31 protein-coding genes and 1 tRNA gene are annotated in these 24392 nt (G+C 63.9%); 21 read left to right on the forward strand and 11 right to left on the reverse strand.

Features of this window, described 5'->3' with window-relative positions:
* Positions 1-285 precede the first annotated feature (285 nt).
* Complete coding sequence (locus tag ACE04A_RS03370) at positions 286-1296, reverse strand: acyltransferase (protein ID WP_448718477.1); 1011 nt, start codon at positions 1294-1296, stop codon at positions 286-288.
* Positions 1297-1505: 209 nt separating this feature from the next.
* Positions 1506-2474, reverse strand: coding sequence for a Bug family tripartite tricarboxylate transporter substrate binding protein (locus ACE04A_RS03375; RefSeq protein ID WP_259251695.1), 969 nt, complete (start codon positions 2472-2474; stop codon positions 1506-1508).
* A 168-nt stretch (positions 2475-2642) separates the two neighbouring features.
* Between ACE04A_RS03375 and ACE04A_RS03380 the strand changes: the two genes are divergently transcribed.
* The 12 genes from ACE04A_RS03380 to ACE04A_RS03435 all read left to right on the forward strand — a co-directional run bounded on the left by ACE04A_RS03380 (position 2643) and on the right by ACE04A_RS03435 (position 12765).
* Positions 2643-3497 carry an IclR family transcriptional regulator gene (locus tag ACE04A_RS03380; RefSeq protein ID WP_485819859.1) on the forward strand — a complete coding sequence of 285 codons (855 nt, stop codon included), beginning with the start codon at positions 2643-2645 and terminating at the stop codon, positions 3495-3497.
* Between the two features lie 82 nt (positions 3498-3579).
* Complete coding sequence (locus ACE04A_RS03385) at positions 3580-3846, forward strand: exodeoxyribonuclease VII small subunit (RefSeq protein WP_259251693.1); 267 nt, start codon at positions 3580-3582, stop codon at positions 3844-3846.
* Between the two features lie 7 nt (positions 3847-3853).
* Entirely contained in the window at positions 3854-4765 is a 912-nt protein-coding gene (locus ACE04A_RS03390) for a polyprenyl synthetase family protein (protein ID WP_259251692.1), read from the forward strand.
* A gap of 53 nt (positions 4766-4818) precedes the next feature.
* Positions 4819-6681, forward strand: a complete 1863-nt coding sequence (gene dxs, locus ACE04A_RS03395; RefSeq protein ID WP_485819860.1) for a 1-deoxy-D-xylulose-5-phosphate synthase — start codon at positions 4819-4821, stop codon at positions 6679-6681.
* 186 nt (positions 6682-6867) lie between these two features.
* On the forward strand, positions 6868-7665 hold the full coding sequence (folE2, locus tag ACE04A_RS03400; RefSeq protein WP_050446047.1) for a GTP cyclohydrolase FolE2: 798 nt from the start codon (positions 6868-6870) through the stop codon (positions 7663-7665).
* 7 nt (positions 7666-7672) lie between these two features.
* Positions 7673-8596 carry a DUF817 domain-containing protein gene (locus ACE04A_RS03405; RefSeq protein WP_100857123.1) on the forward strand — a complete coding sequence of 308 codons (924 nt, stop codon included), beginning with the start codon at positions 7673-7675 and terminating at the stop codon, positions 8594-8596.
* Positions 8597-8808: 212 nt separating this feature from the next.
* On the forward strand, positions 8809-9183 hold the full coding sequence (rpsF, locus tag ACE04A_RS03410) for a 30S ribosomal protein S6 (RefSeq protein WP_006218306.1): 375 nt from the start codon (positions 8809-8811) through the stop codon (positions 9181-9183).
* Between the two features lie 51 nt (positions 9184-9234).
* A complete protein-coding gene (gene priB, locus ACE04A_RS03415) occupies positions 9235-9558 on the forward strand; it encodes a primosomal replication protein N (protein WP_050446043.1) in 324 nt (107 codons plus the stop codon).
* 119 nt (positions 9559-9677) lie between these two features.
* On the forward strand, positions 9678-9950 hold the full coding sequence (rpsR, locus tag ACE04A_RS03420) for a 30S ribosomal protein S18 (RefSeq protein WP_006218308.1): 273 nt from the start codon (positions 9678-9680) through the stop codon (positions 9948-9950).
* Between the two features lie 14 nt (positions 9951-9964).
* Positions 9965-10420 (forward strand): 50S ribosomal protein L9, encoded by a 456-nt coding sequence (gene rplI / locus ACE04A_RS03425; protein ID WP_100857122.1) that lies wholly within the window; start codon positions 9965-9967, stop codon positions 10418-10420.
* 126 nt (positions 10421-10546) lie between these two features.
* Complete coding sequence (locus ACE04A_RS03430; protein WP_279996708.1) at positions 10547-11386, forward strand: BUD32 family EKC/KEOPS complex subunit; 840 nt, start codon at positions 10547-10549, stop codon at positions 11384-11386.
* Positions 11383-12765: a replicative DNA helicase gene (locus ACE04A_RS03435; RefSeq protein ID WP_006218311.1), complete on the forward strand. Its 1383-nt coding sequence runs from the start codon at positions 11383-11385 to the stop codon at positions 12763-12765. Before ACE04A_RS03430 ends, ACE04A_RS03435 begins: the two co-directional genes overlap by 4 nt.
* Before the next feature lie 70 nt (positions 12766-12835).
* Here the strand turns inward: ACE04A_RS03435 and ACE04A_RS03440 are convergent, their stop codons facing one another.
* From ACE04A_RS03440 to ACE04A_RS03460, 5 genes are all read right to left on the reverse strand, one after another.
* Entirely contained in the window at positions 12836-13813 is a 978-nt protein-coding gene (locus ACE04A_RS03440; RefSeq protein WP_259251683.1) for a bile acid:sodium symporter family protein, read from the reverse strand.
* Between the two features lie 127 nt (positions 13814-13940).
* Complete coding sequence (gene pdxA, locus ACE04A_RS03445) at positions 13941-14921, reverse strand: 4-hydroxythreonine-4-phosphate dehydrogenase PdxA (RefSeq protein ID WP_448718475.1); 981 nt, start codon at positions 14919-14921, stop codon at positions 13941-13943.
* Complete coding sequence (locus ACE04A_RS03450; protein ID WP_438859411.1) at positions 14918-15226, reverse strand: hypothetical protein; 309 nt, start codon at positions 15224-15226, stop codon at positions 14918-14920. Before ACE04A_RS03450 ends, pdxA begins: the two co-directional genes overlap by 4 nt.
* A 92-nt stretch (positions 15227-15318) precedes the next feature.
* Positions 15319-15777 carry an Lrp/AsnC family transcriptional regulator gene (locus ACE04A_RS03455; protein WP_050446088.1) on the reverse strand — a complete coding sequence of 153 codons (459 nt, stop codon included), beginning with the start codon at positions 15775-15777 and terminating at the stop codon, positions 15319-15321.
* Between the two features lie 77 nt (positions 15778-15854).
* Positions 15855-16460, reverse strand: coding sequence for a hypothetical protein (locus ACE04A_RS03460; RefSeq protein ID WP_259251680.1), 606 nt, complete (start codon positions 16458-16460; stop codon positions 15855-15857).
* A gap of 192 nt (positions 16461-16652) precedes the next feature.
* Here ACE04A_RS03460 and ACE04A_RS03465 point away from each other — a divergent pair, with 192 nt between their 5' ends.
* Positions 16653-16898: a hypothetical protein gene (locus ACE04A_RS03465; protein WP_050446038.1), complete on the forward strand. Its 246-nt coding sequence runs from the start codon at positions 16653-16655 to the stop codon at positions 16896-16898.
* Between the two features lie 200 nt (positions 16899-17098).
* A complete protein-coding gene (locus ACE04A_RS03470) occupies positions 17099-17371 on the forward strand; it encodes a hypothetical protein (RefSeq protein ID WP_447988225.1) in 273 nt (90 codons plus the stop codon).
* A 7-nt stretch (positions 17372-17378) separates the two neighbouring features.
* Here ACE04A_RS03470 and ACE04A_RS03475 read toward each other — a convergent pair whose 3' ends face one another.
* Positions 17379-17945, reverse strand: coding sequence for a DedA family protein (locus ACE04A_RS03475; protein WP_448718474.1), 567 nt, complete (start codon positions 17943-17945; stop codon positions 17379-17381).
* Positions 17942-19381, reverse strand: coding sequence for an aminotransferase-like domain-containing protein (locus ACE04A_RS03480; RefSeq protein WP_279996711.1), 1440 nt, complete (start codon positions 19379-19381; stop codon positions 17942-17944). Before ACE04A_RS03480 ends, ACE04A_RS03475 begins: the two co-directional genes overlap by 4 nt.
* Before the next feature lie 169 nt (positions 19382-19550).
* On the opposite strand from ACE04A_RS03480, the gene ACE04A_RS03485 reads away from it, so the two are divergent.
* From ACE04A_RS03485 to ACE04A_RS03500, 4 genes are all read left to right on the forward strand, one after another.
* Entirely contained in the window at positions 19551-19928 is a 378-nt protein-coding gene (locus ACE04A_RS03485; protein ID WP_447988227.1) for a hypothetical protein, read from the forward strand.
* A gap of 24 nt (positions 19929-19952) precedes the next feature.
* A tRNA-Met gene (locus ACE04A_RS03490) sits at positions 19953-20029 on the forward strand.
* A gap of 216 nt (positions 20030-20245) precedes the next feature.
* Positions 20246-20590, forward strand: a complete 345-nt coding sequence (locus tag ACE04A_RS03495) for a hypothetical protein (RefSeq protein WP_100857113.1) — start codon at positions 20246-20248, stop codon at positions 20588-20590.
* A 320-nt stretch (positions 20591-20910) separates the two neighbouring features.
* Positions 20911-22209, forward strand: coding sequence for a TIGR03862 family flavoprotein (locus tag ACE04A_RS03500; protein ID WP_448718473.1), 1299 nt, complete (start codon positions 20911-20913; stop codon positions 22207-22209).
* A 3-nt stretch (positions 22210-22212) separates the two neighbouring features.
* Here the strand turns inward: ACE04A_RS03500 and ACE04A_RS03505 are convergent, their stop codons facing one another.
* Positions 22213-22620, reverse strand: a complete 408-nt coding sequence (locus ACE04A_RS03505; RefSeq protein ID WP_279996714.1) for a hypothetical protein — start codon at positions 22618-22620, stop codon at positions 22213-22215.
* 62 nt (positions 22621-22682) lie between these two features.
* Positions 22683-23042, reverse strand: coding sequence for a hypothetical protein (locus ACE04A_RS03510; protein WP_447988229.1), 360 nt, complete (start codon positions 23040-23042; stop codon positions 22683-22685).
* 165 nt (positions 23043-23207) lie between these two features.
* Between ACE04A_RS03510 and ACE04A_RS03515 the strand changes: the two genes are divergently transcribed.
* The 3 genes from ACE04A_RS03515 to ACE04A_RS03525 all read left to right on the forward strand — a co-directional run bounded on the left by ACE04A_RS03515 (position 23208) and on the right by ACE04A_RS03525 (position 24308).
* Positions 23208-23336 (forward strand): entericidin A/B family lipoprotein, encoded by a 129-nt coding sequence (locus ACE04A_RS03515; protein WP_100857109.1) that lies wholly within the window; start codon positions 23208-23210, stop codon positions 23334-23336.
* 126 nt (positions 23337-23462) lie between these two features.
* The gene (locus ACE04A_RS03520) at positions 23463-23894 is read left to right on the forward strand and encodes a BPTD_2524 family lipoprotein (RefSeq protein WP_279996716.1); all 432 of its coding nucleotides are present in this window, start codon (positions 23463-23465) and stop codon (positions 23892-23894) included.
* A 3-nt stretch (positions 23895-23897) separates the two neighbouring features.
* Positions 23898-24308, forward strand: coding sequence for a hypothetical protein (locus tag ACE04A_RS03525; protein WP_259251672.1), 411 nt, complete (start codon positions 23898-23900; stop codon positions 24306-24308).
* Positions 24309-24392 lie beyond the last annotated feature (84 nt).

Here is a 24392-nt window from a genome sequence, read left to right on the forward strand (position 1 = left end):
CGCTCGGATAAAAAAGCCAGGACGGTTTGAGCTCTGCCAAGCGTTTTTGTTCAAGCCCAGCGTTTTCAGGAAACCGTCCTGAAAACCGCTTGGAGCTCAACGATGAGCTTGGCTACATACGTGCTGGCGCGAAGAAAAATCGGTGTCTGGCCGATCAAATAAGCCGTGAATTGTACCCCAAGGGCCTCCCTCACGCCCGGGAAGATGGACGAGGCTTCATCCAGTGTTCACGGGGCCTGCCGGCCCTGTGCGGCCGTTCGATTAACCCTTCGCGGCGTAGGTCTTTCAGACGAGCTTGCGCGTGGCGGGATGGCGCCTTAACAACCAGCTACTGGCCGCCGACAAGACAAAGACCGCAAGGGTCAGCAAGGGGACTGCCCAGGCGTCGCGCGGGCTGCCGGAAATGGCGCCGGCGCGGCGGGCCACGTCCAGGAACACGGGGTGAATCAGATAGATGCCGAAGGTCAAGGGCGCCAGGGCGGCCAGGCGCGGCAGGCGGGGCGAGTCCACGATCCACTGGAACGCGGCCAGCGACATGAACGGCACGGTCAGGCTGAAGTAGTCATAGAAGTACGTGTCCAGGTTATGGCCGTTGGACATCAGGTTCACGCCCAGGGCGGTGGCGGCCACACTGGCCAGCAGCACCAGGCCTGGGCGGGGAATGCGCATGTCGCCATCGAAAATCAAGCGGCCGGCCACGAAGTAGCCCAGGTACGGCAGAAACCAGGTCAGGAAGAATCCGTGCGGCGCGCCCAGCGCGCGCCGGTATAGCGCGTCCAGAATCGCCACGCCCAGAATGCCCACCACCCAAAGCGCGCGCCCGCGCGGCGTGCTGCGCGCATACAGAAGCCGGGCCAGCGGGGCGAACAGGTACAGGCCCACGATCATGTACAGGTACCAAAGGTGGTAATACGGTTCGCCTTGCGCCACCTTGCGCGGCCAGAACGAAAAATCGATACGGCCATCGTCCCACCAGTCCAGGCCCGTGCGCCAGGTCAGGTAGAACAAGGTCCAGAACAACAGCGGCGCGCAAATACGCGCCATGCGGCGGCTATAGAACTTGCGGGCGTCATGCGGCTTGTTCGGGTCCAGCAGCAGGGCGCCGCTGACCATCACGAACACGGGCACGCACCAGCGTGCCGCCGAGTCGTAGAGATTGGCGGCCAGCCAGGCGCCCTTGCCGTAGGCGGCCGGGTCACTGACGATCAGCGCCGCGCTGTGCAACAGGACGACGGCCACGGCCGCCAACCAGCGGGCGGCATCCAGGCGGGCATAACGGTCTTCGGTCAAAGGCATCGGGCTCCCGCTGGGTGTTTTCTCTTTTTCACCTTAGCAGCGTGCAGCACCTGGCTTCTGTATCCAGCGGTTAGGCAAGGCATAAAAAACCGACAGGGCCCGTAGGGGCGCTGTCGGCGGAAAGGTCGGCGGGGCGGGTGGCTGGCCGCCGGTTCGCGGGCCGGCGGGACCGCGAACGATTTGTCACGAAACTGCTTACTGCGGACGGCTTACTGCAAAACGATATTGGCTTGCTTGATCAGTTGCGACACGATGGGCTGTTCGGTCTTGATCTGCTTGTCGAGCTCGGCGGCCGTACCCGAACGCGGGTCGATGCCCATGTCCAGCATGCGCTTCTTAACGCCTTCATCCTTCAGCGTTTCAGTCAGCGCGGCCTGCAGCTTTTCCAGCACCGGCGCCGGCGTGCCCTTGGGCGCAACAAAGCTGAACCATGCCGTCATGTCGAAGTTGGGGTAGCCCTCTTCGGACAAGGTCTTCAGCTTGGGCAGCGTGGCCAGGCGCGACGGGCTGGTAATGGCGAACACCTTGACCTTGCCGGCGTCTGCTTGCGGAATGCCGGTGGCAACCATGTCGAAGAACAGGTCCACATCGCCGCTGATCAAGGCCGGCAGGGCTTGCGTGGCGCCCTTGAAGGGCACGTGCAGGATGTCGATGCCGGCGCGCGACTTGAACAGTTCACCCGCCAGGTGCGATGAGGTGCCGGGGCCGAAGGTGGCAAACGTCAGCTTGCCCGGGTTCTGCTTGGCATAGGCCACCACGTCCTGCGTGCTGTTGAAGGGCTGCTTGGGGCTGGACAGCAGCACCAGGGGGCCGACCCCCACCATGCCGATACGCGCGAAGCTGTCCGGGTCGTAGGGCAGTTCCTTGTACAGATAGCGGTTCGTGACGAGCGTGGAGTTGGTGGCCATCAGGATCGTGTAGCCGTCCGGTTGTTCGCGCGACACATAAGCCGCGCCGATGGACGTGCCCGCGCCGGCCTTGTTTTCCACGATCATGGATTGGCCCAGGGTCTTGGCCATGCGTTCAGCCAGGATGCGGGTCAGCACATCGGTGGCGCCGCCGGCCGGGAAGGGCGAGATGATCTTGATGGGCCGGGCCGGATAGGTCTCGGCTTGCGCGCCCAGCGCGGCCGCGCCTAGAACCAAGGTAGCCAGTAGTTTGATGCTCGTGCGAATCATGTTTTCCCCTTGAAATCGCGTGCGTGAGTGGATCGCCGGGCCTGGCTTGGCGGCTGCGCGGTGAAGCGCGTTGCGGTGCTTGCCAGGTCTCCTTGGATGCTTTAAATTCCGCCTTATGGAATTTAGTTTTGTCATTCGAAATAAACTATAAAAACGAAGCGTAGTGAAATGCAATCTTTTTCTGACTCCAAGCGTGTCATCCACGCCGCCGCCAAGCCGGACGAAAAGCTGGAACTGAGCCAGCCGGCACGCCGCAAGCGCGCGGCGGGTGTGGGCGAGGGCGCCAGTTCGCCGGACTTCATTACCGCCTTGGCGCGCGGCTTGGACGTATTGCGTTGCTTTCGCCATGGCGTGGCCGCGCTGGGCAATCTGGACCTGGCCCGCTTGACCGGGCTGCCCAAGCCCACCATCAGCCGTATCACGTACACGCTGACCGAACTGGGCTACCTGCGCTATCACCCCGACACCGGCAAGTATTCACCGGGCTATGGCGTGTTGGCGCTGGGTTTTGGCCTGCTGGCCGGGCTGGAAGTGCGCGAACTGGCCAAGGCGTCGATGACCGACCTGGCCCGCGACACGGGCGGCGCGGTCGCCCTGGGCGCCTTTGATGGCGATGCCATGACGTATGTCGAGGCTATCCACGGGTCGTCGGCCTTGTATCTGCGCCTGCCCGTGGGTTATCGCGCCAGCCTGGACAGCGCCATGGGCCGGGCGTACCTGGCCAGCCTGCCGCAAAGCGCCTGTGATGAGGAAATGGCGCGCCTGGGCCAGGCGGCGCCGCCCGCCGACGCGATCTTGCGCGCCCGCGCCGAGCTCCAGGAATCGGGCTGCTGCTTCGCGCTGGGCGAATGGCAGTCGGGCATCAACGCCGTGGCGGTGCCGTTCACCTCGATCACCGGCGAAGGCGTCTTCGTCATGAGCTGCGGCGGTCCGGCAAGCCTGCTGCCGGAGCCTGACTTGCGCGCGCGAGGCGGGCCGGCGTTGCGCGCCGCGATCGTGGGGCTGGCGGGGGCCGCGGCCTGATCCCTGCGGTGCATCCGGGTCTGGTTTGGCTATCTCGTACAATTCACAAATTGATCCACCCCTAGCGCCCTCGGAGACCCGTTTGGCCAACCCCGCACAAGCCGATCCGCAGACTGACGACCGTCCCCTGCCTCAAGATTTCGAAACGGCCCTGGCCGAGTTGGAGTCCTTGGTGGCGGCCATGGAAGACGGCTCGTTGCCGCTTGAGCAATCACTGACCGCCTACCGGCGCGGCGTGGCGCTGACGCGGGTCTGCCAGGAACGCCTGGCGCAGGCCGAACAGCAGGTCAAGGTTCTGGAAGGCGACCTGTTGCGCCCGCTGGATCCGGCGGCGCTGGATGACGAATAAGAATCCGATGAAGCAAACTCAACTCCCCTTTGCGGAGTGGTTGCAGGGTCGCGTGCGGCACGTCGAAGACGTCCTGGACGACCTGATGCCCCCCGCGGACGTGCTGCCTGTCCGCCTGCATGAAGCCATGCGCTACGCGGTGCTGGGCGGTGGCAAGCGCGTACGCGCCGCCATGGTCTACGCCGCGGGGCAGGCCTGCCCGGTCAGCGGCAGCGTGCTGGCCATCGAGGCCTCGCTGGACCGCGCCGCGGCAGCGGTTGAATTGATCCACGCTTATTCGCTGGTGCATGACGACCTGCCTTGCATGGACGACGACACCTTGCGCCGTGGCCGGCCCACCACCCATGTGCAGTTCGACGAAGCCACCGCCATGCTGGCGGGCGACGCCTTGCAGCCGCTGGCCTTCGACTTGCTGGCCTCGATGCCCATCGCGCCCGCGCTCATCGTGCAGGCGACCCAGTCGCTGGCCCGCGCCGCCGGCAGCCAGGGCATGGCGGGCGGCCAGGCCATTGACCTGCTCAGCGTCGGCCATTCGCTGTCGCGCGACGAACTCCAGACCATGCACAGCATGAAGACGGGCGCCATGCTGGCGTGCAGCGTGGCTCTGGGCGGCATCGTGGCGGGTGCCAGTTCGGCCTCGCGCCAGGCGCTGGACGCCTACGCGCAAGCCATGGGCCTGGCGTTCCAGGTGGTGGACGATATCCTGGACGTTACCGCCGACACGGCCAGCCTGGGCAAGACGCCGGGCAAGGACGCGGCGGAAAACAAGCCCACTTACGTATCGCTGCTGGGCCTGTCCGAAGCGCGCGCGTTCGCCGAAGAATTGCGCGTGGCCGCGCGGGCGGCGCTGGAGCCTTTGGGCGACGCGGGCTTGCGTCTGGCGCAATTGGCTGATTTCATCGTCCTTCGAGACCGCTGATCCGTGATAAGCCCGGCCTGGGTTCAGGCCGGGGCAACGAACCCCATAAAAGCATGACGACTGATTTATTGGACCGCATTCAATCCCCGGCCGACCTCAAGCGCCTGGATCGTCGCGAGCTGAAAAAGCTTGCCGACGAACTGCGCGGCTTTGTGCTGGAGTCGGTATCCAAAACGGGCGGACACCTGTCGTCCAACCTGGGCACGGTCGAGCTGACGCTGGCCCTGCATCAGGTGTTCGACACGCCGCATGACCGCATCGTCTGGGACGTGGGCCACCAGTCCTATCCGCACAAGATCCTGACCGGCCGCCGCGCCGGCATGGCGCAATTGCGGCAGCAGGGCGGTATTTCGGGCTTTCCCAAGCGCAGCGAATCCGAGTACGACGCCTTCGGCACCGCGCATTCGTCCACGTCGATCTCGGCGGCGCTGGGCATGGCGGTGGCCTCGCGCAATGCGGGCGTGCAGCGCCAGCACATCGCCGTCATCGGCGACGGCGCCATGTCCGCGGGCATGGCGTTCGAGGCCATGAATAACGCAGGCGTCACGCCCAACATCAACCTGCTGGTCATCCTGAACGACAACGACATGTCGATCTCGCCGCCAGTGGGAGCGCTGAACCGCTACCTGGCGCGCCTGATGTCGGGCCGCTTCTACGCCACCGCCAAGAACGTGGGCCGGGCCGTCTTGCAGCACGTGCCGCCGGTGCTGGAACTGGCGCGCCGGTTTGAAGAACATGCCAAGGGCATGGTCACGCCGGCCACGCTGTTCGAAGAGTTCGGCTTCAACTACGTCGGCCCCATCGATGGGCACGACCTGGACGCGCTGGTGCCCACTCTGCAGAACCTGAAGGCGCTGCAAGGCCTGCAATTCCTGCACGTGGTCACGAAGAAGGGGCAGGGCTACAAGCTGGCCGAGGCCGACCCGGTGCTGTATCACGGCCCGGGCAAGTTCGATCCCGCGGTCGGCATCCAGCAATCCAAGGCGCCGGGCAAGCGCACCTTCACGCAGGTGTTCGGCCAGTGGCTGTGCGACATGGCCGAGCAAGACCCGCACCTGGTCGCCGTTACACCCGCCATGCGCGAAGGCAGCGGCCTGGTTGAATTCGAAAAGCGCTTTCCGCTCCGTTATTTCGACGTGGGCATCGCTGAGCAGCACGCCGTGACGTTCGCGGCCGGCGTGGCTTGCGAAGGGCAAAAGCCCGTCGTGGCCATCTACTCCACCTTCATGCAGCGCGGCTACGACCAGTTCATCCATGACGTCGCGCTGCAAAACCTGGACGTGACGTTCGCGCTGGACCGCGCCGGCATCGTCGGCGCCGACGGCGCCCCCCACGCCGGCAATTACGACATCGCCTTTTTGCGCTGCGTGCCGAACATGGTGGTGGCCACGCCTTCCGACGAAAGCGAAACCCGCCTGTTGCTGTCGACCTGTTATCAGCATCCCGGCCCGGCCTCGGTGCGCTATCCGCGGGGCGCAGGCTGGGGCGCCCCGGAAGGCACGAGCTTGGACACGGTGGAACTGGGCCGAGGCGTGGTGCGGCGCGAAGGCAAGAAGATCGCCATCCTGGGCTTTGGCACGCTGGTGCAAGCAGCGCTTGCCGCGGCGGGCAAGCTGGACGCCACCGTGGCCGACATGCGCTTCGTCAAGCCGATCGACCTTGATCTGATTCTGGACCTGGCGCGCCGCCATGAGGCGCTGGTCACGATTGAAGACGCCTCGATCATGGGCGGCGCCGGCAGCGCAGTGCTTGAAGCGCTGAGCGCCGGGGGCGTGCAGATTCCGGTGCTGCAACTGGGTCTGCCGGACGTCTTCATCGACCATGGCGACCAGTCGGCCCTGCTGGCGGGTATCGGCCTGGATGCCGCCGGCATCGAGCAGTCGATCCGCAACCGCTACGCCGATCTGCTGGCTTGAAGCTGGCGCGGCATCCGGTCGGGGGCGGCGCCCTCGTCCGGGTTTGCAACACACTGTTCCGCTCCAACCGACCTACGGAGAGAAGGGTTTTCCCTGGCGGTCGCGGGGCTTTGGGCGATAATGGCCCCCTCTCAAAGTTTCCTAGGCCGTGCGCGAGCGACTGGTTGCCTAGACAGGTAAGCTGAAATGAATTCTCCGATCGACCCCGCCATCGTGATGCCCGACGTCCAAAGTTCGGCGGACACCCGGCACATCCCGATCCAGCGCGTGGGCATTCGTGGCGTGCGCCACCCCATGCTGATTGAAAGCGGTGATGGTTCGCCCCAGGGCACCGTCGCCAACTGGACGCTGACCGTGGCGCTGCCGCCCGAAGAAAAAGGGACGCATATGTCCCGCTTCGTGGCGCTGCTGGAAAAGTATCGCAGCACGCCCATGACGCCGGCACTGTTCCGCGCCATGGCGGCTGACATGCTGCCGCTGTTGCATGCCGAGCGCGGCGACATCACCGCGGCGTTCCCGTACTTCATCAACAAGTCGGCTCCCATTTCGGGCGTGCAAAGCCTGCTGGACTACGAAGTTCAGTGGATCGCGCGCGCTCAGGGCGACAGCGTCGAATTCGAGCTTGTCGTGCAGGTGCCGGTGACCAGCCTGTGCCCGTGTTCGAAGGCCATCTCGGAATACGGCGCGCATAACCAGCGTTCGCACGTGACCGTGTCGGCCATCCTGAACGGCGACATCAGCATGGACGGCGTCATCCGCCTGATCGAAGAAGAAGGTTCGTGCGAACTGTGGGGCCTGCTCAAGCGCCCCGACGAAAAGTACGTGACCGAACGCGCCTACGACAACCCCAAGTTCGTCGAAGACCTGGTGCGTGACGTGGCGGCTCGCCTGACCGCGCACCCCGGCATCGCCCGCTACCGCGTCGAAGCCGAGAACTTCGAATCCATCCACAACCACTCGGCCTACGCCGTCGTGGAAGGCTGAGCTTCCCGTGCACCATCCGGCGGCCAATGACTGGCCGCTTATCGCGGGGCTGCAAGCCTGGGAATCGCGGCTGGCCAATAACTTGGCCGGCCGCGGTCGTTTGGGCGTGGCGCTCTATGAGTTCTTCCGCTTTGGCGTCAAGCAAGCCTGGGCCTGTCTGTTCGGCGGGCTGATGTGCGCGCTGCTGCTGGGCACGCACTGGTGGTATCCCAAGGACGCGCTGCTGGCGCGCTACGACTTCCTGACACTCGCCGCGCTGGGCATCCAGGCCCTGTTGCTGCTCTTGCGCATGGAGACCTGGAGCGAGGCCCGCGTGATCCTGATGTTCCATGTGGTCGGCACCGGCATGGAAATCTTCAAGACAGCGGCGGGGTCGTGGATCTACCCCGAGGCCAGCGTGCTGCGCATCGGCGGGGTGCCGCTGTTTACCGGCTTCATGTATGCGGCGGTGGGCAGCTACCTGGCGCGGGTGTGGCGGCTGTTCGACTTCCGGTTTCGCGCTCATCCCCCCATGGTCGCCACGGTGGCCTTGTCGGTGCTGATCTACGTGAACTTCTTCGCGCACCACTTCATCATGGACTTCCGGTGGGTGCTGTTCGCACTGACGGCCGTGCTGTTCGCGCGGACCTGGGTGTATTTCCGCATATGGCGCGTCTACCGTCGCATGCCCCTGCTGCTGGGCTTCGTGCTGGTGGCCTTGTTCATCTGGTTCGCCGAAAACATCGGCACCTTCGCCAACGCCTGGCGCTATCCCAACCAGTCGCACGCCTGGCAATGGGTCTCCATCGCCAAGCTCGGGTCATGGTTTCTCTTGATGATCATCAGCTATGTGATGGTCAGCGTGGTCAACCGGCCGCGTGAAATCGATGTTGCCGATCTGCCGCAAACGGTTGATACGGGCGGCGGAAAAGCTCCGTCCCTGATTTCCTGACGCCCCAGTCGCTTGCGAAGCGATGCTCAATCGGTAATAATCGAGGGCTTTCTTGCTCGACCGCCCATGGTTTTTGGGTAGCGGGCTGCCCCTTGCGGGCTAGTTGTCTTTTGCGTGTGCGGCTGAATTGTAGCCATGCATGCAACCACCCATGATGGAAAGCGCGGGTGCAAGACGCTTGGCCAGCAAGACATCCTCAAGGAGTTTTACTCATGCGTCACTACGAAGTAGTGTTTATTGTTCACCCCGACCAAAGCGAGCAAGTGCCCGCCATGGTCGAGCGTTACCAAGCGCTGGTCACGGGCCAAGGCGGCTCGGTTCACCGCCTGGAAGACTGGGGTCGCCGTCAACTGGCCTACCCGATCCAGAAGCTCGTCAAGGCTCACTACGTTTGCCTGAACATCGAGTGCGGCCAAGCCACGCTGGATGAGCTGGAACACTCGTTCCGCTACAACGACGCCGTTCTGCGCCACCTGGTCATCAAGACCAAGAAGGCCCAGACCACGCCCTCGATCATGATGAAGTCGGTTGAGCGCGAAGAAGCCCGTAAGGCTTCGGCTGAAGCTGTCGCGGTTCAGCCCGAGTAAGCAGGGCTCACGCAGAGCTCGACTCATGAAGTCCCCTCGGTGCCTGGCAGGATGAATAAGCTGGAACTCAGCGCCCGCGTTCTTGAATGCGAGCCTTTGCGCCACACTCCCGCCGGTTTGCCCGCACTGGAAATGGTGCTGGCACACGAGTCTGAAGTCATCGAAGCCGGCCACCCGCGCCGTGTTGAATTGACGATCACGGCCGTGGCATTGGGCGATCTGGCGTTGCTGTTGAAAAACACCGCGTTAGGGTCTGAATTGCTGGTGCAGGGGTTTTTGGCTCCCGTCCGCAAAGACTCGGTGAAGATCAAGCTGCATCTGCAGCAGGCACGCAAGATCAGCGGCAGCGCAGGACGCGATCCGCAGGTGGCTTGAAAGGGTTGAGCAAAAGGTGCGAGAGCGCCTTCTGAATACGGATAGGTTATGGGGTGCTGGGCCCGGTTTTCAAAAAACCCCGGGTAAAACCCGCCCCCTCAAACATAGAGGCACATATCATGGCTTTCTTCGGAAAACGCAAAGAAAAACGCAAATTCACGCAGCAGAACCCGCTCTTCAAGCGTCGTAAGTTCTGCCGCTTTACCGCAGCCGGCGTCGAAGAGATCGACTACAAGGATCTGGACACCCTGCGCGACTTCGTGCAAGAAAACGGCAAGATCATCCCGGCTCGCTTGACCGGCACCAAGGCAATCTACCAGCGTCAGCTGGACACCGCCATCAAGCGCGCGCGCTTCCTGGCTCTGTTGCCTTACACCGACAACCACAACTAATCCGGGGCACTGAAATGCAAGTTATTCTGCTCGAAAAAGTCCTCAACCTGGGCAACCTGGGTGAAGTCGTCCGCGTGCGTGACGGTTACGCCCGCAACTTCCTGATTCCCCAGCGCAAGGCCCGTCGTGCTACCGACGCCGCCCTGAAGGAATTCGAAGCGCGTCGCGCCGAACTGGAAAAGGCCCAGGCTGAAAAGCTGGCCGCCGCCCAGGCTCTGGGTGAGCGCATCGCCGGCTTCCAACTGAAGATCGCTCAGAAGGCCGGCGTTGACGGTCGTCTGTTCGGCTCGGTGACCAATGCCGACATCGCTGAAGCGCTGAAGAAGGCTGGTTTCGAAGGCGTTGAAAAGGGCCAAGTGCGCCTGCCCAACGGTCAACTGAAATCGGTTGGCGAGTTCCCCATCCAGGTTGCTCTGCACGCTGACGTTGTTGTTGACGTCACGGTCCTGGTCGAAGGCGAACTGTCCTAAGCCGGTACCCGCGGTAAAAAGAAGCCGGCCCGCGCGCCGGCTTTTTTTCTTGTTGTCTGGTCGTTTTATGCTTGCTGCCTTGTTGGCCACGCCTAAGACGCCACCTTGCTTCGCACAGAGGACCCCTTGACTCAGCCGCCCGTCCATCGCAATGCGCCGCCCGGCCTGCGCGCCTGGCTCGACAGTGTCGACGCCCAGCGTGAACCTTCGGTGCGCGACGTGAGGATCGACGGCGTGCGCTGCATCGTCAAGCGCCGACGTCCTGGCTTTGGCCGTGGCGTCAGTTACGCACTGCGCTATGTGCGCGCGCTTTTTCTTGGCGTGGGATGCAAGGTGTTCCTGGGCGAGTTTCCGCGTCCCGGCGTGCTGTTGCGCAATGGCCTGACGCACGAGGCCCAGCGCCTGTCCACCTTGCTGGAAGCGGGCTGCCGCGTGCCCGAGGTGTGGTGGCAGGAGCAGGGCCTGCTGGTGCTGGAATACGTGGGCGACGACCTGGCTGACCTGATTCGCAAGGAAGACGCCACCTCGCAGCTTTGGTTGACGCGCGCGGCGGCCGCTGATCTGGCGGCCTTTCACGTGCGCGGTATGTGGCATGGCGGCGCACAGATCCGCAATGTCACCTTGCGTGATGGCGAGCTGTGGCGCATCGATTTCGAAGAGAACATCGGTGCGACCCTGTCCCGGCCGCTGGCGCAGGCCTACGACCTTTTCCAGATGTTGTCCTCGCTGGTGTCTTTGCGTAAATTGCCCGACGATGTGGCCGTCACGCTGGGTAAACTGGCGCTCGATGTCTACCTGGAAAACAACCCTGACACTGCGGTCAGGGCGAGCATGAAGCGCCTGGCCCGTGTGCTTTGTGGCGTTGCAGCGCCTTTGCGTCCCCTGTTGCGGCGCCTTCCTTCGCGCGATATCCAGGGTTTTTTCCGCGTTGCCGATATTTTGCAGCCGTTACTATTGAAGCCATGAACACACCTGCCGATCCCCAGCTTGAATACCTGCGCGTTCCTCCCCATTCCATCGAGGCGGAGCAGTCGGTGCTGGGCGGCCTGTTGCTGGACAACACCGCGTGGGACCGTATTGCCGACGTGCTGGTCGAAGAAGACTTCTACCGCCACGACCATCGGCTGATCTGGCACCACATCGCCCGCCTGATCGGCTTGGCGCGGCCGGCCGACGTCATCACCGTCAATGAATCGCTGATCAGCGCCGGCAAGGCCGAAGACTCGGGCGGCCTGGCGTATTTGAACGCGCTGGCGCACAACACCCCGTCGGCCGCCAACATTCGCCGCTACGCGGAAATCGTGCGCGAGCGCGCCATGCTGCGCAAGCTGGTGTCGATTGCCGATGAGATCTCGTCGGCAGCCCTGAACCCGCAAGGCAAGGAAGCGCGCCAACTGCTGGATGAAGCGGAATCCAAGGTCTTCAAGATCGCCCAGGAAGGCTCGCGCGGCGCCGCCGGTTTCCAAGAGATTCAACCGCTGTTGACCCAGGTGGTTGAACGTATCGACGAGCTCTACCACCGCGAAGGTAGTTCCGATGTCACCGGTGTGCCCACCGGCTTTACCGACCTGGACAAGATGACGTCCGGCATGCAGGGCGGCGACCTGATCATCGTGGCCGGCCGCCCGTCCATGGGCAAGACCTCGTTCTCGATGAACATCGGCGAACACGTGGCGATTGAACAGGGCCTGCCCGTGGCGGTGTTCTCCATGGAAATGGGCGCGGTGCAGTTGGCGATGCGTATGTTGGGCTCGGTCGGCTTGCTGGACCAGCATCGCATGCGTACCGGCAAGCTCATCGCCGATGACTGGCCGCGCGTGACGCACGCTGTGCAATTGATGCAGGACGCGCAGGTCTACATCGACGAAACCCCCGCCCTGAGCCCCATGGAAGTGCGTGCGCGCACACGCCGCCTGGCGCGCCAGTGCGGTCAGCTTGGCCTGATCATCATCGACTACCTGCAACTGATGTCGGGCAACGGTTCCGGCGAAAACCGCGCTACCGAAGTGTCGGAAATCAGCCGCTCGCTGAAAGGCCTGGCCAAGGAACTGAACTGCCCGCTGATCGCGCTGTCGCAGTTGAACCGAAGCCTGGAACAACGCCCCAACAAGCGCCCCGTGATGAGCGATCTGCGCGAATCCGGCGCTATCGAACAGGACGCCGACGTGATCCTGTTCATCTACCGCGATGAAGTCTACAACCCGGACTCACCCGACAAGGGCACGGCCGAGATCATCATCGGCAAGCAGCGTAACGGCCCCATCGGCACGGTGCGCCTGACCTTCCAGGGTTCCAGCACGCGCTTCCTGAATTTCTCCGGAGCGCAGCCGCGCGACATGTACTGACCGCTATCGGCATCGCAAAAAAAAACCGCGTCACATCGAATGTGCGCGGTTTTTTTCTGTGCGGCAGGGGTCAGTCCTTGATTTCCGGACGCTTGCCGTAGCGCGCGGCCAGCACGCCGCAGACCATCAACTGGATCTGGTGGAACAGCATCAAGGGCAGCACGATGGCGCCCACGGCGTGGCCGGCGAACAGCACCTGCGCCATCGGAATACCGCTGGCCAGGCTCTTCTTCGAACCGCAGAAAAGCAGGGTGATGCGGTCTTCCACGCTGAAGCCGAAGACCTTGCCGGCCAAGGCGGACAAGCCCAACGCAAGCGCCAGGATGACCGCGCAGCACACCACCAGGCCGACCAGCGCGGGGACGGGCGTGGTGCTCCAGAGGCCTTCGTTGATGGCTTCGGAAAAGGCGGTGTAGACGACCAGCAGGATCGAACCCTGGTCCACGAACTTCAGCATGGCCTTGTGCTTGTGGACCCAGGCGCCGATCCAGCGGCGGGCGAACTGGCCCAGCACGAAGGGCAGCAGCAGTTGCAGCATGATCTTGCCGACCGCGTCGAACGAAATCGGCGCGCTGCCGGCGTTGGCCACGACCGTGCCCACCAACAGCGGGGTCAGAAAAATGCCAAGCAGGCTGGAGGCCGACGCGCTGCACACCGCGGCCGGCACGTTGCCGCGCGCCATGGACGTGAAGGCAATGGCCGATTGCACCGTGGCGGGCAGGCAGCACAGGAACAGGATGCCCAGGTACAGCTCGGGCGTGACCAGCGGTTCCAGCACGGGCTTGAGCGCCAGGCCCAGCAAGGGAAACATCAGGAACGTGGCTGAGAAGATCGTCAGGTGCAGCTTCCAGTGCGTCAGGCCGGCGATGATGGCCTCGCGCGACAGGCGCGCGCCGTGCAGGAAGAACAGCAGGCCCACCGCAATGTTGGTGATCCAGCCGAACACCACCACGCCTTGCCCGTGCGCGGGCACGATGCTGGCGATGATGACGGTGCAAATCAGGTAGAGGGTGAAGCGGTCGGGCAGAAGGCGGACTAGGCGTGACATGGACGAACCAAAGGACGGGCTGAAAGCGGAAACAACAAGCGGGAACAGCAGGCAGGAATGACAGGCAGCGGCGCGATAGTCTCGCCGGAAACGGGGCGTATTGTAGTCCCGTGGCGCGCCCGGCGCGCTAGGGCGTCATCAACAGCGCCAGGTCGAACGCGGCGACCAGCGAAGCGTGGTCGGCCACGCCCCGGCCGGCGATGTCAAAGGCGGTGCCGTGGTCCACGCTGGTGCGCACGAAAGGCAGGCCCACCGTGACATTCACGCCGTGGTCCAGCCCCAGGTACTTCACGGGAATCAGGCCCTGGTCGTGGTACTGGGCCACGACGATATCGAATTCGCCACGGCGGGCGCGCATGAAGATGGTATCGCCGGGCCAGGGGCCGCTGGCGTCGATGCCTTCGGCACGTGCGCGGGCGATGGCCGGCTCGATGATGTCGATGTCTTCACGGCCAAACTTGCCACCTTCACCGGCGTGGGGGTTCAGGCCCGCCACGGCCACGCGCGGGGCGGCGATACCCATTTGCCGGCAGGCCCGGTCGGCCAGCCGCATGGCGGTCAGCTCGGCGTCGGGCGTGATGCGCGCGATCACGTCCGCCAAGGCCACGTGTATGGTCACCAGCAGCACACGCAATTCGTCGTTGGCCAGCATCATGGCGAAGTCCTGCGTGGCGGAGCGGTCGGCCAGGATCTCGGTGTGGCCGGGATAGTTGATGCCGGCCTCGTGCATGGACTTCTTGTTCAGTGGGGCGGTAACGATGGCGCGGATACGGCCGGCCTGCGCGTCGTCGATGGCGGCGCAGACATAGTCGTAGGCCGCGCGCCCGGCGGCGGCGCTGATCTGCCCCAACGGCAACTCGTCGGGCAGGGCGGGGCTACAGGCGATGACATGAATGCGCCCCGCATCGGGGCTGGCCTGGGTGACGTCGCGGATTTCCACGACGTCCAGGCGTGCGCCCAGTTGGGCAGCGGCGCGGCGCAGCGCGCCTGCATCGCCGTACACCACACAGGGTGCCTTCAGGCCTTGCGCAATCGCCTTGACGACGATTTCAGGGCCGATGCCGGCGGCATCGCCCATGGTGATGCCCACGGGCAATGACGCGTTCACGATGCCTTGTCCTTGGGCGGTTCGATGGCGCCGCATTGGAACGTGACCGTGGCGCGCTTGGAGCCCAGCCCCGTTGCGTGGTTGGAAGTCACTTCCGGCTTTTGCAGCTTGCGGCCGATCTCTTGGCAATACTGGTCGGCCCGTTGCAGCGTCTGATTCTTCAGTTCAACCCACGTCAGTAATTGCGTGCCCGAACTGTAGGTGACGCTGTAGGTGTCTTTGCCGACGGACGTGACCTCGCTCATGCTGGAGCAGGCGGAGAGCAGGGTCAGCAAAACGGCGGCGGGGGCAAGGCGTGCAAACATGGGTTATCCAGAAATCGCGATATCCGTCATTACAACACCATGTCGGTCCACCAGAAAAGACGTCGGGATGGCTCCGGCCGCCCCGGCGTCCGTCAGGGGGCAGCCACCGCGCTACGCCGGTCTACCTTGCGGCTCAACACGATCGAGGTCTGCGTCTGCTTGACCCCGTCGATCAGGCCGATGCGGTCCAGCAGGTCGTCCAGTTGCTCGTGGGTTTCGCAGCGCAGGAAGATCAGGTAGTCATACGGCCCGCTTACCGATGACACCTCTTCCACTTCCGGCATGCGTTCCAGTTCGCGGATGACGGCGGCCGGCGTCTTGGGCAGCACGCTGATGAAGCAATACGCCCGTACCGCGGCCTCTTCCAGGCGGCGCCCCAGGCGCACGCCATAGCCCGACACAATGTGTTCGCGTTCCAGCCGCGCGATGCGCGCGACAACGGTCGTGCGCGCCAGGCCCAGCTTGCGCGCCAGGATGGCCGCGGGCTCGCGCGCGTTGGCCGAAAGCAGGCTCAGCAATTGCCGGTCGATGTCGTCGAGTCGTTCGTTCATGCAAAGGGCGTGCGGCGAGTAACGGAGTGCCGACGGTACAGGCGTGAACCCGCCCGCGTCAATGCGATGCGGGCGGGCTAACCGTCTGATTCGGGCGGAATGCCACCGTGATAGATACGCCCATCGAACTCGAAGCGCGTAATGGTTTTGTGCGCGGCCTCGAAAATGCGGTCGCGGCTGGCGCCGTCCAGCCCGTCGTGGTCAGCGAAGCGGAAGCGGCATAGGTCGATGTCGCTGTCGTAGAACACCGAATTCACAAAGCGGCTGACGTCGGCCTCATGCGCGAAGTGCGCAAATTCCCGCAACTGTTCCATTTCGTGGAAGGCGCCATTGCGGCTGACCAGCAGCATGCCGAATTTGCGTTCTTCGTCGGCCACCAGTTCCGGCGCGGCGGGTGCGCTGACCGACAAGGCGTCTTCGTAGTCGAAGCGGGCGCCGGCGTCATGCATGGCATCCAGCACCGCTTGCCATTGGCGTTCGTCCAGCGTCAGGCGGGCCATCATGTAGAACAGGCGTTGCCGGCCCAGTGTGCGCGGCTCGGGGCCGCCGACATAACTTGGCCAGGGCGTTGCGGCGTCCAGTCCGGCCAGCTCGGCCATGCGCGCATCGCTGAAACCCAGTTTGTCCTGCAGGCGCTGCAGGGATTGGGCGTCCGGGGGTGCATAGTTCTGGATCGTCTTCATAAGCGCTCCGGTGTCCCCGGATGCCGCGGATGGCGCCGGTGGCGTGCGCCGCGGTGCCCCAGCGGCTACGCTTCATGCTAGCGCGGCGCATGGCGCTTGCCTAGCGCCAGCAAGGCAGGGCGGGCTGGCGCAGGGGCGCGCGGGCGCCATGCTAGGATTTGCGCCGATCATCACTGCCAGGAGGCTTTCGCCATGGATATCCAAGAACAAATTGCCGTTATCGTTCACACCATTTCGCATCAGGGCGGCCGCATCGATGCGCTGAATTCGACCCTGTTGTCGATGCTGCATCTGGTCAAGGCGTCGCCGGGCCTGCGTGAAGCGATCGAGGCGCAGTTGGAACAGAACTATTCCAGCCTGTTGGCGCGTTCGGAAAACCCGCAGTACGTGGCGGGCTTCGAAAGCGTGCGCGACATGATCATTGCCGCCCTGAAGTAAAGCGCTGCGCGGGCGCCGCACATCAGAAAGTTACCCACAGCTTCTGTGGACAAGCCTTGGGATAGCGCGGGCATAGATCCGCATTTTCCTTTAATTACAAGGGCTTGGGGATGGCGGTCAAAGGTGGCTCCTTTTGCGCGTTTCAGACACGCAATTGTGTAATCTCCACAAGCGCGCCAAGCCGGGTAATATGCGGCCCCATGCGGAATCAGTATCGATTGGAACACCCGGGCACCGTCATGTTGGCGCGTGTTTCGGAAGCGGCAAAGCTGGCGGCGTTCGACCCCGGCAAACTCTCGCCCCAAGCGCGTGAGAGCTGGGAGCGCATGGGGCATGGCTTCAAGGCGTGGCACGACTTCGACCAGCGTCACCCCATCCTGCGCCGCCTGGCGCTGCTGCCTCTTGTGGGCGGCTGGTACCGCAAGGCACGGCGGCGCCATGTGCTGCGCGCCAGCGGCCGAATCGTCTGTTGATGGCGGCTTAGCGTTGCCGTCGTCGGGCAACAAGGTGATAGGCCAGCCCGATCACCAGGCCGATCGCCGCAGCCACGGCCAGCTTGGTTTCCGCGCCGTGCAGGCGGCCAAGCAAGGTCTCGATGGTTTGGCCGAACGCATAGCCCACCACGCTGAAGCACAGCGCCCAAATGACGGCGGCGATGGCGTTGAGCACTAGAAAGCGCAACGGTGGCACGCGCGACATTCCTAACGCCACGGGCCCCACGGTGCGCAGGCCGTAGAGGAATCGCAGGCTGAGGATGAAGCCATGCGGATAGCGGTCAATGGCGGCCAGCGCTTTTTCAAATGCCGGTTTTTCGCGGATGCGTCGCACGAAGCGGTGGTCGCGATAGCGCCGGCCCAGAAAGAACAGCAGTTGGTCGGCCATGAATGAGCCGGCGAAGGCGCACAGCATTACATACGGCAAGTGCAGAAGATGCTGGTGCGCCAGAAAGCCCGCGAATACCACCACGCTTTCGCCTTCCAGAAAGGTGCCGGCCAGCACCGCCCACAGGCCGTAATCAACGATGAATTGATGCAGGGACGTGCTCATTGCGCGCGGTCGCCCACGATGCGCGCCAGGGTCAACAAGGCTCGCGAGATGTCTGGCGTGGTGCGCTGGCCGCAACTGATGCGCAGGAAATGGTTGTAGCGCGTGCCGTTCGAGAACATGGCGCCGGGGGCAACGCGTATGCCTTGCCGCAACGCCGCTTCAAACACATCCATGCCCGAACGGCCACCGGGCATTTCCACCCAAAGCAGCATGCCGCCTTGTGGCACGCTCAAGCGCGTACCCTGCGGAAAGTGCGCGGCGATGGCCTCGGCCGTCTGGTCGCGCTGCTGCTTCAAGTGACGCCGCAAGCGCGTCAGGTGGCGGTCGTAGGCGCGTGACCCCATGTACTCGGCCACGGCGATCTGCGCCAAGGGTTCATTGGGCCGGCTTTGCGCGAATTTCAGCATGGCGATGCGCGCTTTCCAGCGCCCGCCCAACAGCCAGCCCAAGCGCATGCCCGGGGCCAGCGTCTTGTGCATGGACGAGCAATAGATAACGTTGCCGGTTGCATCCCAGGACTTGGCCGCGACCAAGGGAGTGTCGTCATCGGTCAGCGCGCCGTAGGTGTCGTCTTCGATCAGTGGTACCTGCTGGCGCTCGCACAGCGCCACCAGCCGGGCCTTCTCGGCATCCGGCATGACGCAACCCAGCGGATTCTGGAAGTTGGGCACGACGACCACGGCGCGAATATTGCCGTGCGTCTGGAAGGCCAGGTCCAGCGCCTCGATCGACAAGCCATGTTGCGGGCTGGTCGGAATTTCCAGCGCGCGCATGCCCAGGCTTTCCAGAATCTGCAGCAGCCCGAAGTAGGTGGGTGACTCGACGGCGATGGTGTCTCCCGGCCGGGCCACCGCGCGCAGGGCCAGGTTCAGGGCTTCGATGCAGCCGTGCGTGACGATGACGTCATCCGGCGTGGTGTTGATGCCATTGGTCAGCGCGCGCCGCGCCAGCACCGACCGCAAATCGGGATGCCCCTGCGGCGGAACCGGGCTGACCAGCACGTGGGGCGACGAGCGCAGCGCGCGCGTCATCGCCTGCTTCAGCGCGTCCATTGGATAAGCCTCGGGCACCGCGGCCGCCAGCGCGAAGTTGGCGCTGACGGGGTGGGCTTCGCACTTGGCGATGAAGTCCGAGACACGGTCATGGATGCCGACGTACTGCGCGGCGCCCAGCGTTTGGCGGATGTCGGGCTCGTTGACCGGGGGAATGCTGTTTCGTCGGGCCTGCAAGACGAAGTAGCCCGACCGTGGCCGGGCTTCGATCAAGCCGTCGTCTTCCAGTTGGCGGCAGGCTTGCAGCGCTGTGGATAGGCTGACATGGTGCGTGCGCACCAGCGTACGCACGGAAGGCATGCGCTGGGCGGGCGCCAGAACGCCCGTCTGGATGGCGCGCCGATAGTGGTTCGCCAGGCGGAGGTACAGCGGTTGTGGGTCCATGCGCCGATCATGCTCCCCAGGCTTGGAATGAAGGAAGGCACAGATTGACGAAAAGTACACCATAACAGCCACAAAATCGAGCATCTGCATCGGTACAGAAAGGGCGGGATTGTGACTGTTGCGCAAAGCAGCGCCCGCGTAGCCTGTCAATGTCCGATTGGAGATCATCATGCAAGCCGATATGTACCCCGAAGGTCCGTCCCGCCGCCTGGATATCGCGCCCGGCGCTTCCCGAGTCTTTGCCCTGCGCGCCGGTGCAACCCTCATCTGCGTGGCGGGCAGCGTGCGCCTGGAAGAACCCGCCGCCGGCGCGGAAGCCACGGGCCGCCTGCCTTTGCCGGTCGCGGTGCGGATGAATGCCGGCGAAGCGCACGCGGTCGTTGACGGGGGCGTGGTGCGCATCACGGCCATCGACGCCGCCGACGTCATTTGCCTGGATGTTCCGGACCCAATTAGCCGCATTTTGAGCGCGGTCACGAAAATATTTCGCCTGAAAGTGCCTAAATCTTCGAATAAAGGGCTGGGTGCGCTGCACAAGATTTCATAATGGTGTATGATTCATCACATCAGACGCGGGGTGGAGCAGTCTGGCAGCTCGTCGGGCTCATAACCCGAAGGTCGTAGGTTCAAATCCTGCCCCCGCAACCAGTTTCAAGAAAAAGCCGCGATTCTTATCGCGGCTTTTTTGCGTCTGGCTTGTCCGTTTTGGGTTTTCCTTTGGGTTTCCCTTTTTTCGTCCGGACTTGCCCTGGGTCAACCCAATCTTCCAGTCCGGAGTTTCCCGGATGCTCCTGCCTGCACAGCGCCGCAACCCTGAGCTACCATGGGCCACGCGCGCTAGGTTGCCGCACAGGAGGAGGGTCCATGGGTACAGCAAAATACGATCATCCCGGCTTTGTCGCCGACACCGGCGCTGAAGGCAAGTACCACGTAGGCATTTGGTGCCCGCACGGCTACCCCGCCCACATTCATATCGGCCGGCCCGCGGAACGCGGTGATCCCCAGGCACTGCTGCGCTTGCGCATTCCCGACGGCGTCTTTCAATCCCTGCCCGACGATCCCGAAACCCTGTGCCGCCGCGCGTTGGGCCAAGCCATGGGCGCGGGCTTGCTGCGTTCCGTGGGGGTGGACGGCGAGTATCAAGAGCTGCGTTTCGAAATGGACGCGGAGCCGTGGTCGGGACCCATGCAGGCGGCAGGCAACGCCTGAAATCGGAAGCTAGGGTCGGAAGTTACCCACAGCGACTGTGGACAAGCCTTGGGATAGGCTCTGCGCATGTCGGAATTATCCTTGCATAACAAAGGCTTGGCGCCTGCGGTCAATCATTGGCCGGCGCCAGGCCTTTTTCTTGTCGATGGGTAGGTCTGGTGGGGGCGTTGAGCGCCCTGTTCGCAGGGCCCGTGCGACAATTCTTCCCCGCTGCGCGCGGCATGTTTTTTTTGCCGCTTCTCGCCGCTCTTGATCGAACCGTGTGCCCTCATGCCTTGTCCCCTACCCAAATCTCTTCCCGTTCTGACGGGCCTGGTGCAATGACCGCCCCGACGTCGCGCAATGCTCTTTGCGTTGCCGTCATCGGCGGCGGCCCGGCCGGCCTGATGGCGGCGGAACGATTGGCCGCTGAAGGCTTGCAGGTTGACGTGTTCGACGCCATGCCCTCGGTCGGACGCAAATTCCTGATGGCGGGCCGGGGCGGGCTGAACCTGACACATAGCGAAGCCGCGGCGCCGTTCCTGGCGCGCTATGGCGAGCGGGCCGCGCAGCTTGCCCCTTGGTTGCAAGCGATGGATGCGACGGCGCTGCGGGATTGGGCGCACCAGTTGGGCATCGACACGTTCGTGGGGTCTTCGGGGCGTGTCTTTCCTCAGGAAATGAAAGCCGCGCCCTTGCTGCGCGCCTGGTTGGCAAGATTGCGCGCCAGCGGTGTCCGGTTTCACATGCGGCACCGGTGGCTGGGCTGGCCGCAAGGTGTCGCGGTTGAGCCGACGGCGCTGCGCTTCGAGACGCCGGAAGGCATGATCACGAAGGAGGCGGATGCCGTGGTACTGGCCTTGGGCGGAGGAAGCTGGGCCAAGCTGGGGTCGGACGGCGCATGGGTGGCCGAATTGCAGGCGCACGGTATCGAGGTAGCGCCGCTACGGCCCGCCAATTGCGGCTTCGACGTCGCGTGGTCGCCGCATTTTTCCGAGCGTTACGCGGGCCAGCCGGTGAAGTCGGTGGCCATGTCCTGCGCCGGCGAAACCAGCGGCGCGCGGTCTAGCGGCGTGCGGCCTCGCCAAGGCGAATTCGTGGTGTCGGAAACGGGCATCGAGGGCAGTCTGGTGTATGCCTTGTCGGCGGCCTTGCGCGACCGGATCGACGCGGAAGGCCGCGCGGTGGCGATGCTGGACCTGGCGCCGGACTGGACGCAAGACAAGGTCATGGCGGCCGTCACGCATCCCCGTGGCGCGCGCTCCATGTCCAGCCATTTGCAAAGCCGAATGGGGCTGACGGGGGTCAAGGCGGGGCTGCTGCGCGAATGCGCATCGGCCGAAGATTTCAAGGACCCGGCGCGATTGGCCTTGCGAATCAAGGCCTTGCCCGTGACGCTGTTGCGCGCGCGTCCGATGGACGAAGCCATCAGCACGGCGGGGGGTGTGTCATTCAACGCGGTGACGGATGCGCTGATGTTGCAATCGGCCCCCGGCGTGTTCTGCGCTGGCGAGATGCTGGATTGGGAGGCGCCTACGGGCGGCTATCTGTTGACAGCCTGCATGGCCAGCGGTGTGGTGGTTGCCAAAGGCGTGCTGGATTATTTGAATGGCCGGCGCGAAGGTTCGTCTCGGCAGTAACGTTCAGGACCCGGACGGGTAGGGCGCCATGCCCAGCGGCGGGCGCGGCGCAAGGTCACCCACCACATGGCCCACCACGGGGGTGGCGCCATCTTCCGGCTGAGTGATGATGCCGATCACGCGGGTGATGGCGCTGGCGGGAATGCCGGTGCCGTGCGCGGGATCTTGCACCAGTTGCCAAACGGTGGCGTCGGCGGGGCCGGCGTCCGTCAGCGTGGCGGAAGATGAGTCCAGGCAACCGCGAGCAAAGAAAGACCAATCAGAGGCGCTGCAAGGCAAGCCGTGTGCCGTGGCCAAGCGCGCCAGGGCCAGAGGTGCATCCGCCTGGCCCGCGGCATGCTGGGCGGCCGCGCCCAGCGTAACGTCCAGGGACAGCAAGCGGAGAAACTCTACGACGTTGTCTGAATTCATTGTGGGTCTCCTAAGAGCTGGTCTGGATCTCGATCGGCCTTCAATCGCGTGACAAAAGCGGGTCAGGCGGGGCTTTGGCCCAGCATCGACACAAGCGATTGCTTGAGGCGGGCAGAAAAGATGGGCACCGTATGGGACACGCCATTGCGGTCTACGCCTTCTTTCAGTTCAACCGTCTGGCCCAGGAAAATCTCAGGCGCGGCGTTGATCTCGTTATAGCGGGCAAGCAACTCATCCACCTGTTCTTGGGCGTCAACCAGCGTGCTGCTGTCTGCAAGCCTGCCGGCGGCATGGGCTTGCAGGATTCGGTGCAAATCATCGATAAACAGCGCCAATGCCGCTTGGCCGCGGCACCGCGGCTGTTCCCAGCCCCAGCCTTCAACGGCGGCGCCAGCGTTGTGTGATACGGGTTTTCGGTTCATTTGCGAATCCTAATCCATTGGCGGCAAATACGCGACAACCCAGGCGGGCTGGGGATGTCACGGCCGCGTAAGGGCGGTTACGGGGTTTGTGTTTCCGGGTGGTGCGCAATCGGGATTCTTTGCGGTATGCTGGCTTCGGTTTTCACGCCCAGACAGGAGATGGTTATGAAACACAAGGTTGTTTTCGTCATGCTGCTTTCGATCGCCGCACTTTCGGCGGGCTGCAATACTGTTGCGGGCGCCGGCAAGGATATCCAGCGAGGCGGTGAGAAGATCGAAGGCGCTGCGAAGTAAGGCGGCGCGCCCTGACATTGATCAGGCCGCTTGAGGCCCCCGGGAAATGCCCTGGCATTTCCCGCGTGGCCTTTTTGCTGCCGCTGGCATAATCGCAGAAGTCCGAATTTCAATGCGGGAAGAATCATGCGCAAGTCAGTATGGGTGGGTGTAACGCTGGCGGTGGTGTTGGCCGGCTGCGCGAGCAAGGGGGTTTACGAATCCGAGGCCGTGCAGAAAGAGACCTTCAGCGTCGACACCAACTACCAAGCCGCCTTCCGCCGTGGTGGTGAATACGTGCGCACCTGCCACATGAACGTGAAGCATCCCTATGGCGTCGCCTATGCATGGCGCCATGTCTTGGGCGAGAAGGGCGCCCCCGACGAAATCCAGGTGTACAAGGTTGGCGAGCCCGCCACGGTGCTTGAATTGATTTCCGCCGAGGCCGACGGCCCGGCCAAGTCCAAGGTCACGGTGACGGTGCTGGGCGAGGGGCGCTGGGACAAGGCCGAGATCGCCGCGGTGCGTACCTCGATCCAGACCGCGACACCGGCTTGCCGCGCCGCCGACGGCAACTGATATATGGACCCGCGCGCTCAGCAGATCCGTTCATCGGGGATGTCTTTTTCGCTGCTGGCGGGCGGGTTCCGGTTTCTTGCCTGGCTGAACGGCGGCGCCGCCTTGGTCTTGGTGGCCTTCTCGCTGGGGATCGTGGGCGGCGACATCGCCGCGCCTGACCTGCAATTGCCGCTGGCACTTTTCCTGGTCGGGTTGTTGTCGTCCTGCCTGGGGTTGCTGTTTGCCTATCTGGCACAGGTCAGCTTGTTGCGGCAAGGCTACACGGGCCACCTGACGCGCGGCCATTGGCCCACCCAGTTGCTGGCCATGGTTTGCTATCTGTTCAGTGCCCTGGCGTTCTGTGCCGCGTGCTGGTTCGCGCTGGGGCAGGCGGCACCCGAGGCCCAGCAGACGACGTCTTACGCCAGTCGCTAACGGCTGGCCGCGAAGTTCAAGGGTAAACCCTTGTGCGCAAAAGTGTTGGACTTGCACTTGCGCTGGGAATAATATGCGCGGTGC

The sequence above is a fragment of the Achromobacter colocynthidis genome, from assembly GCF_057334535.1.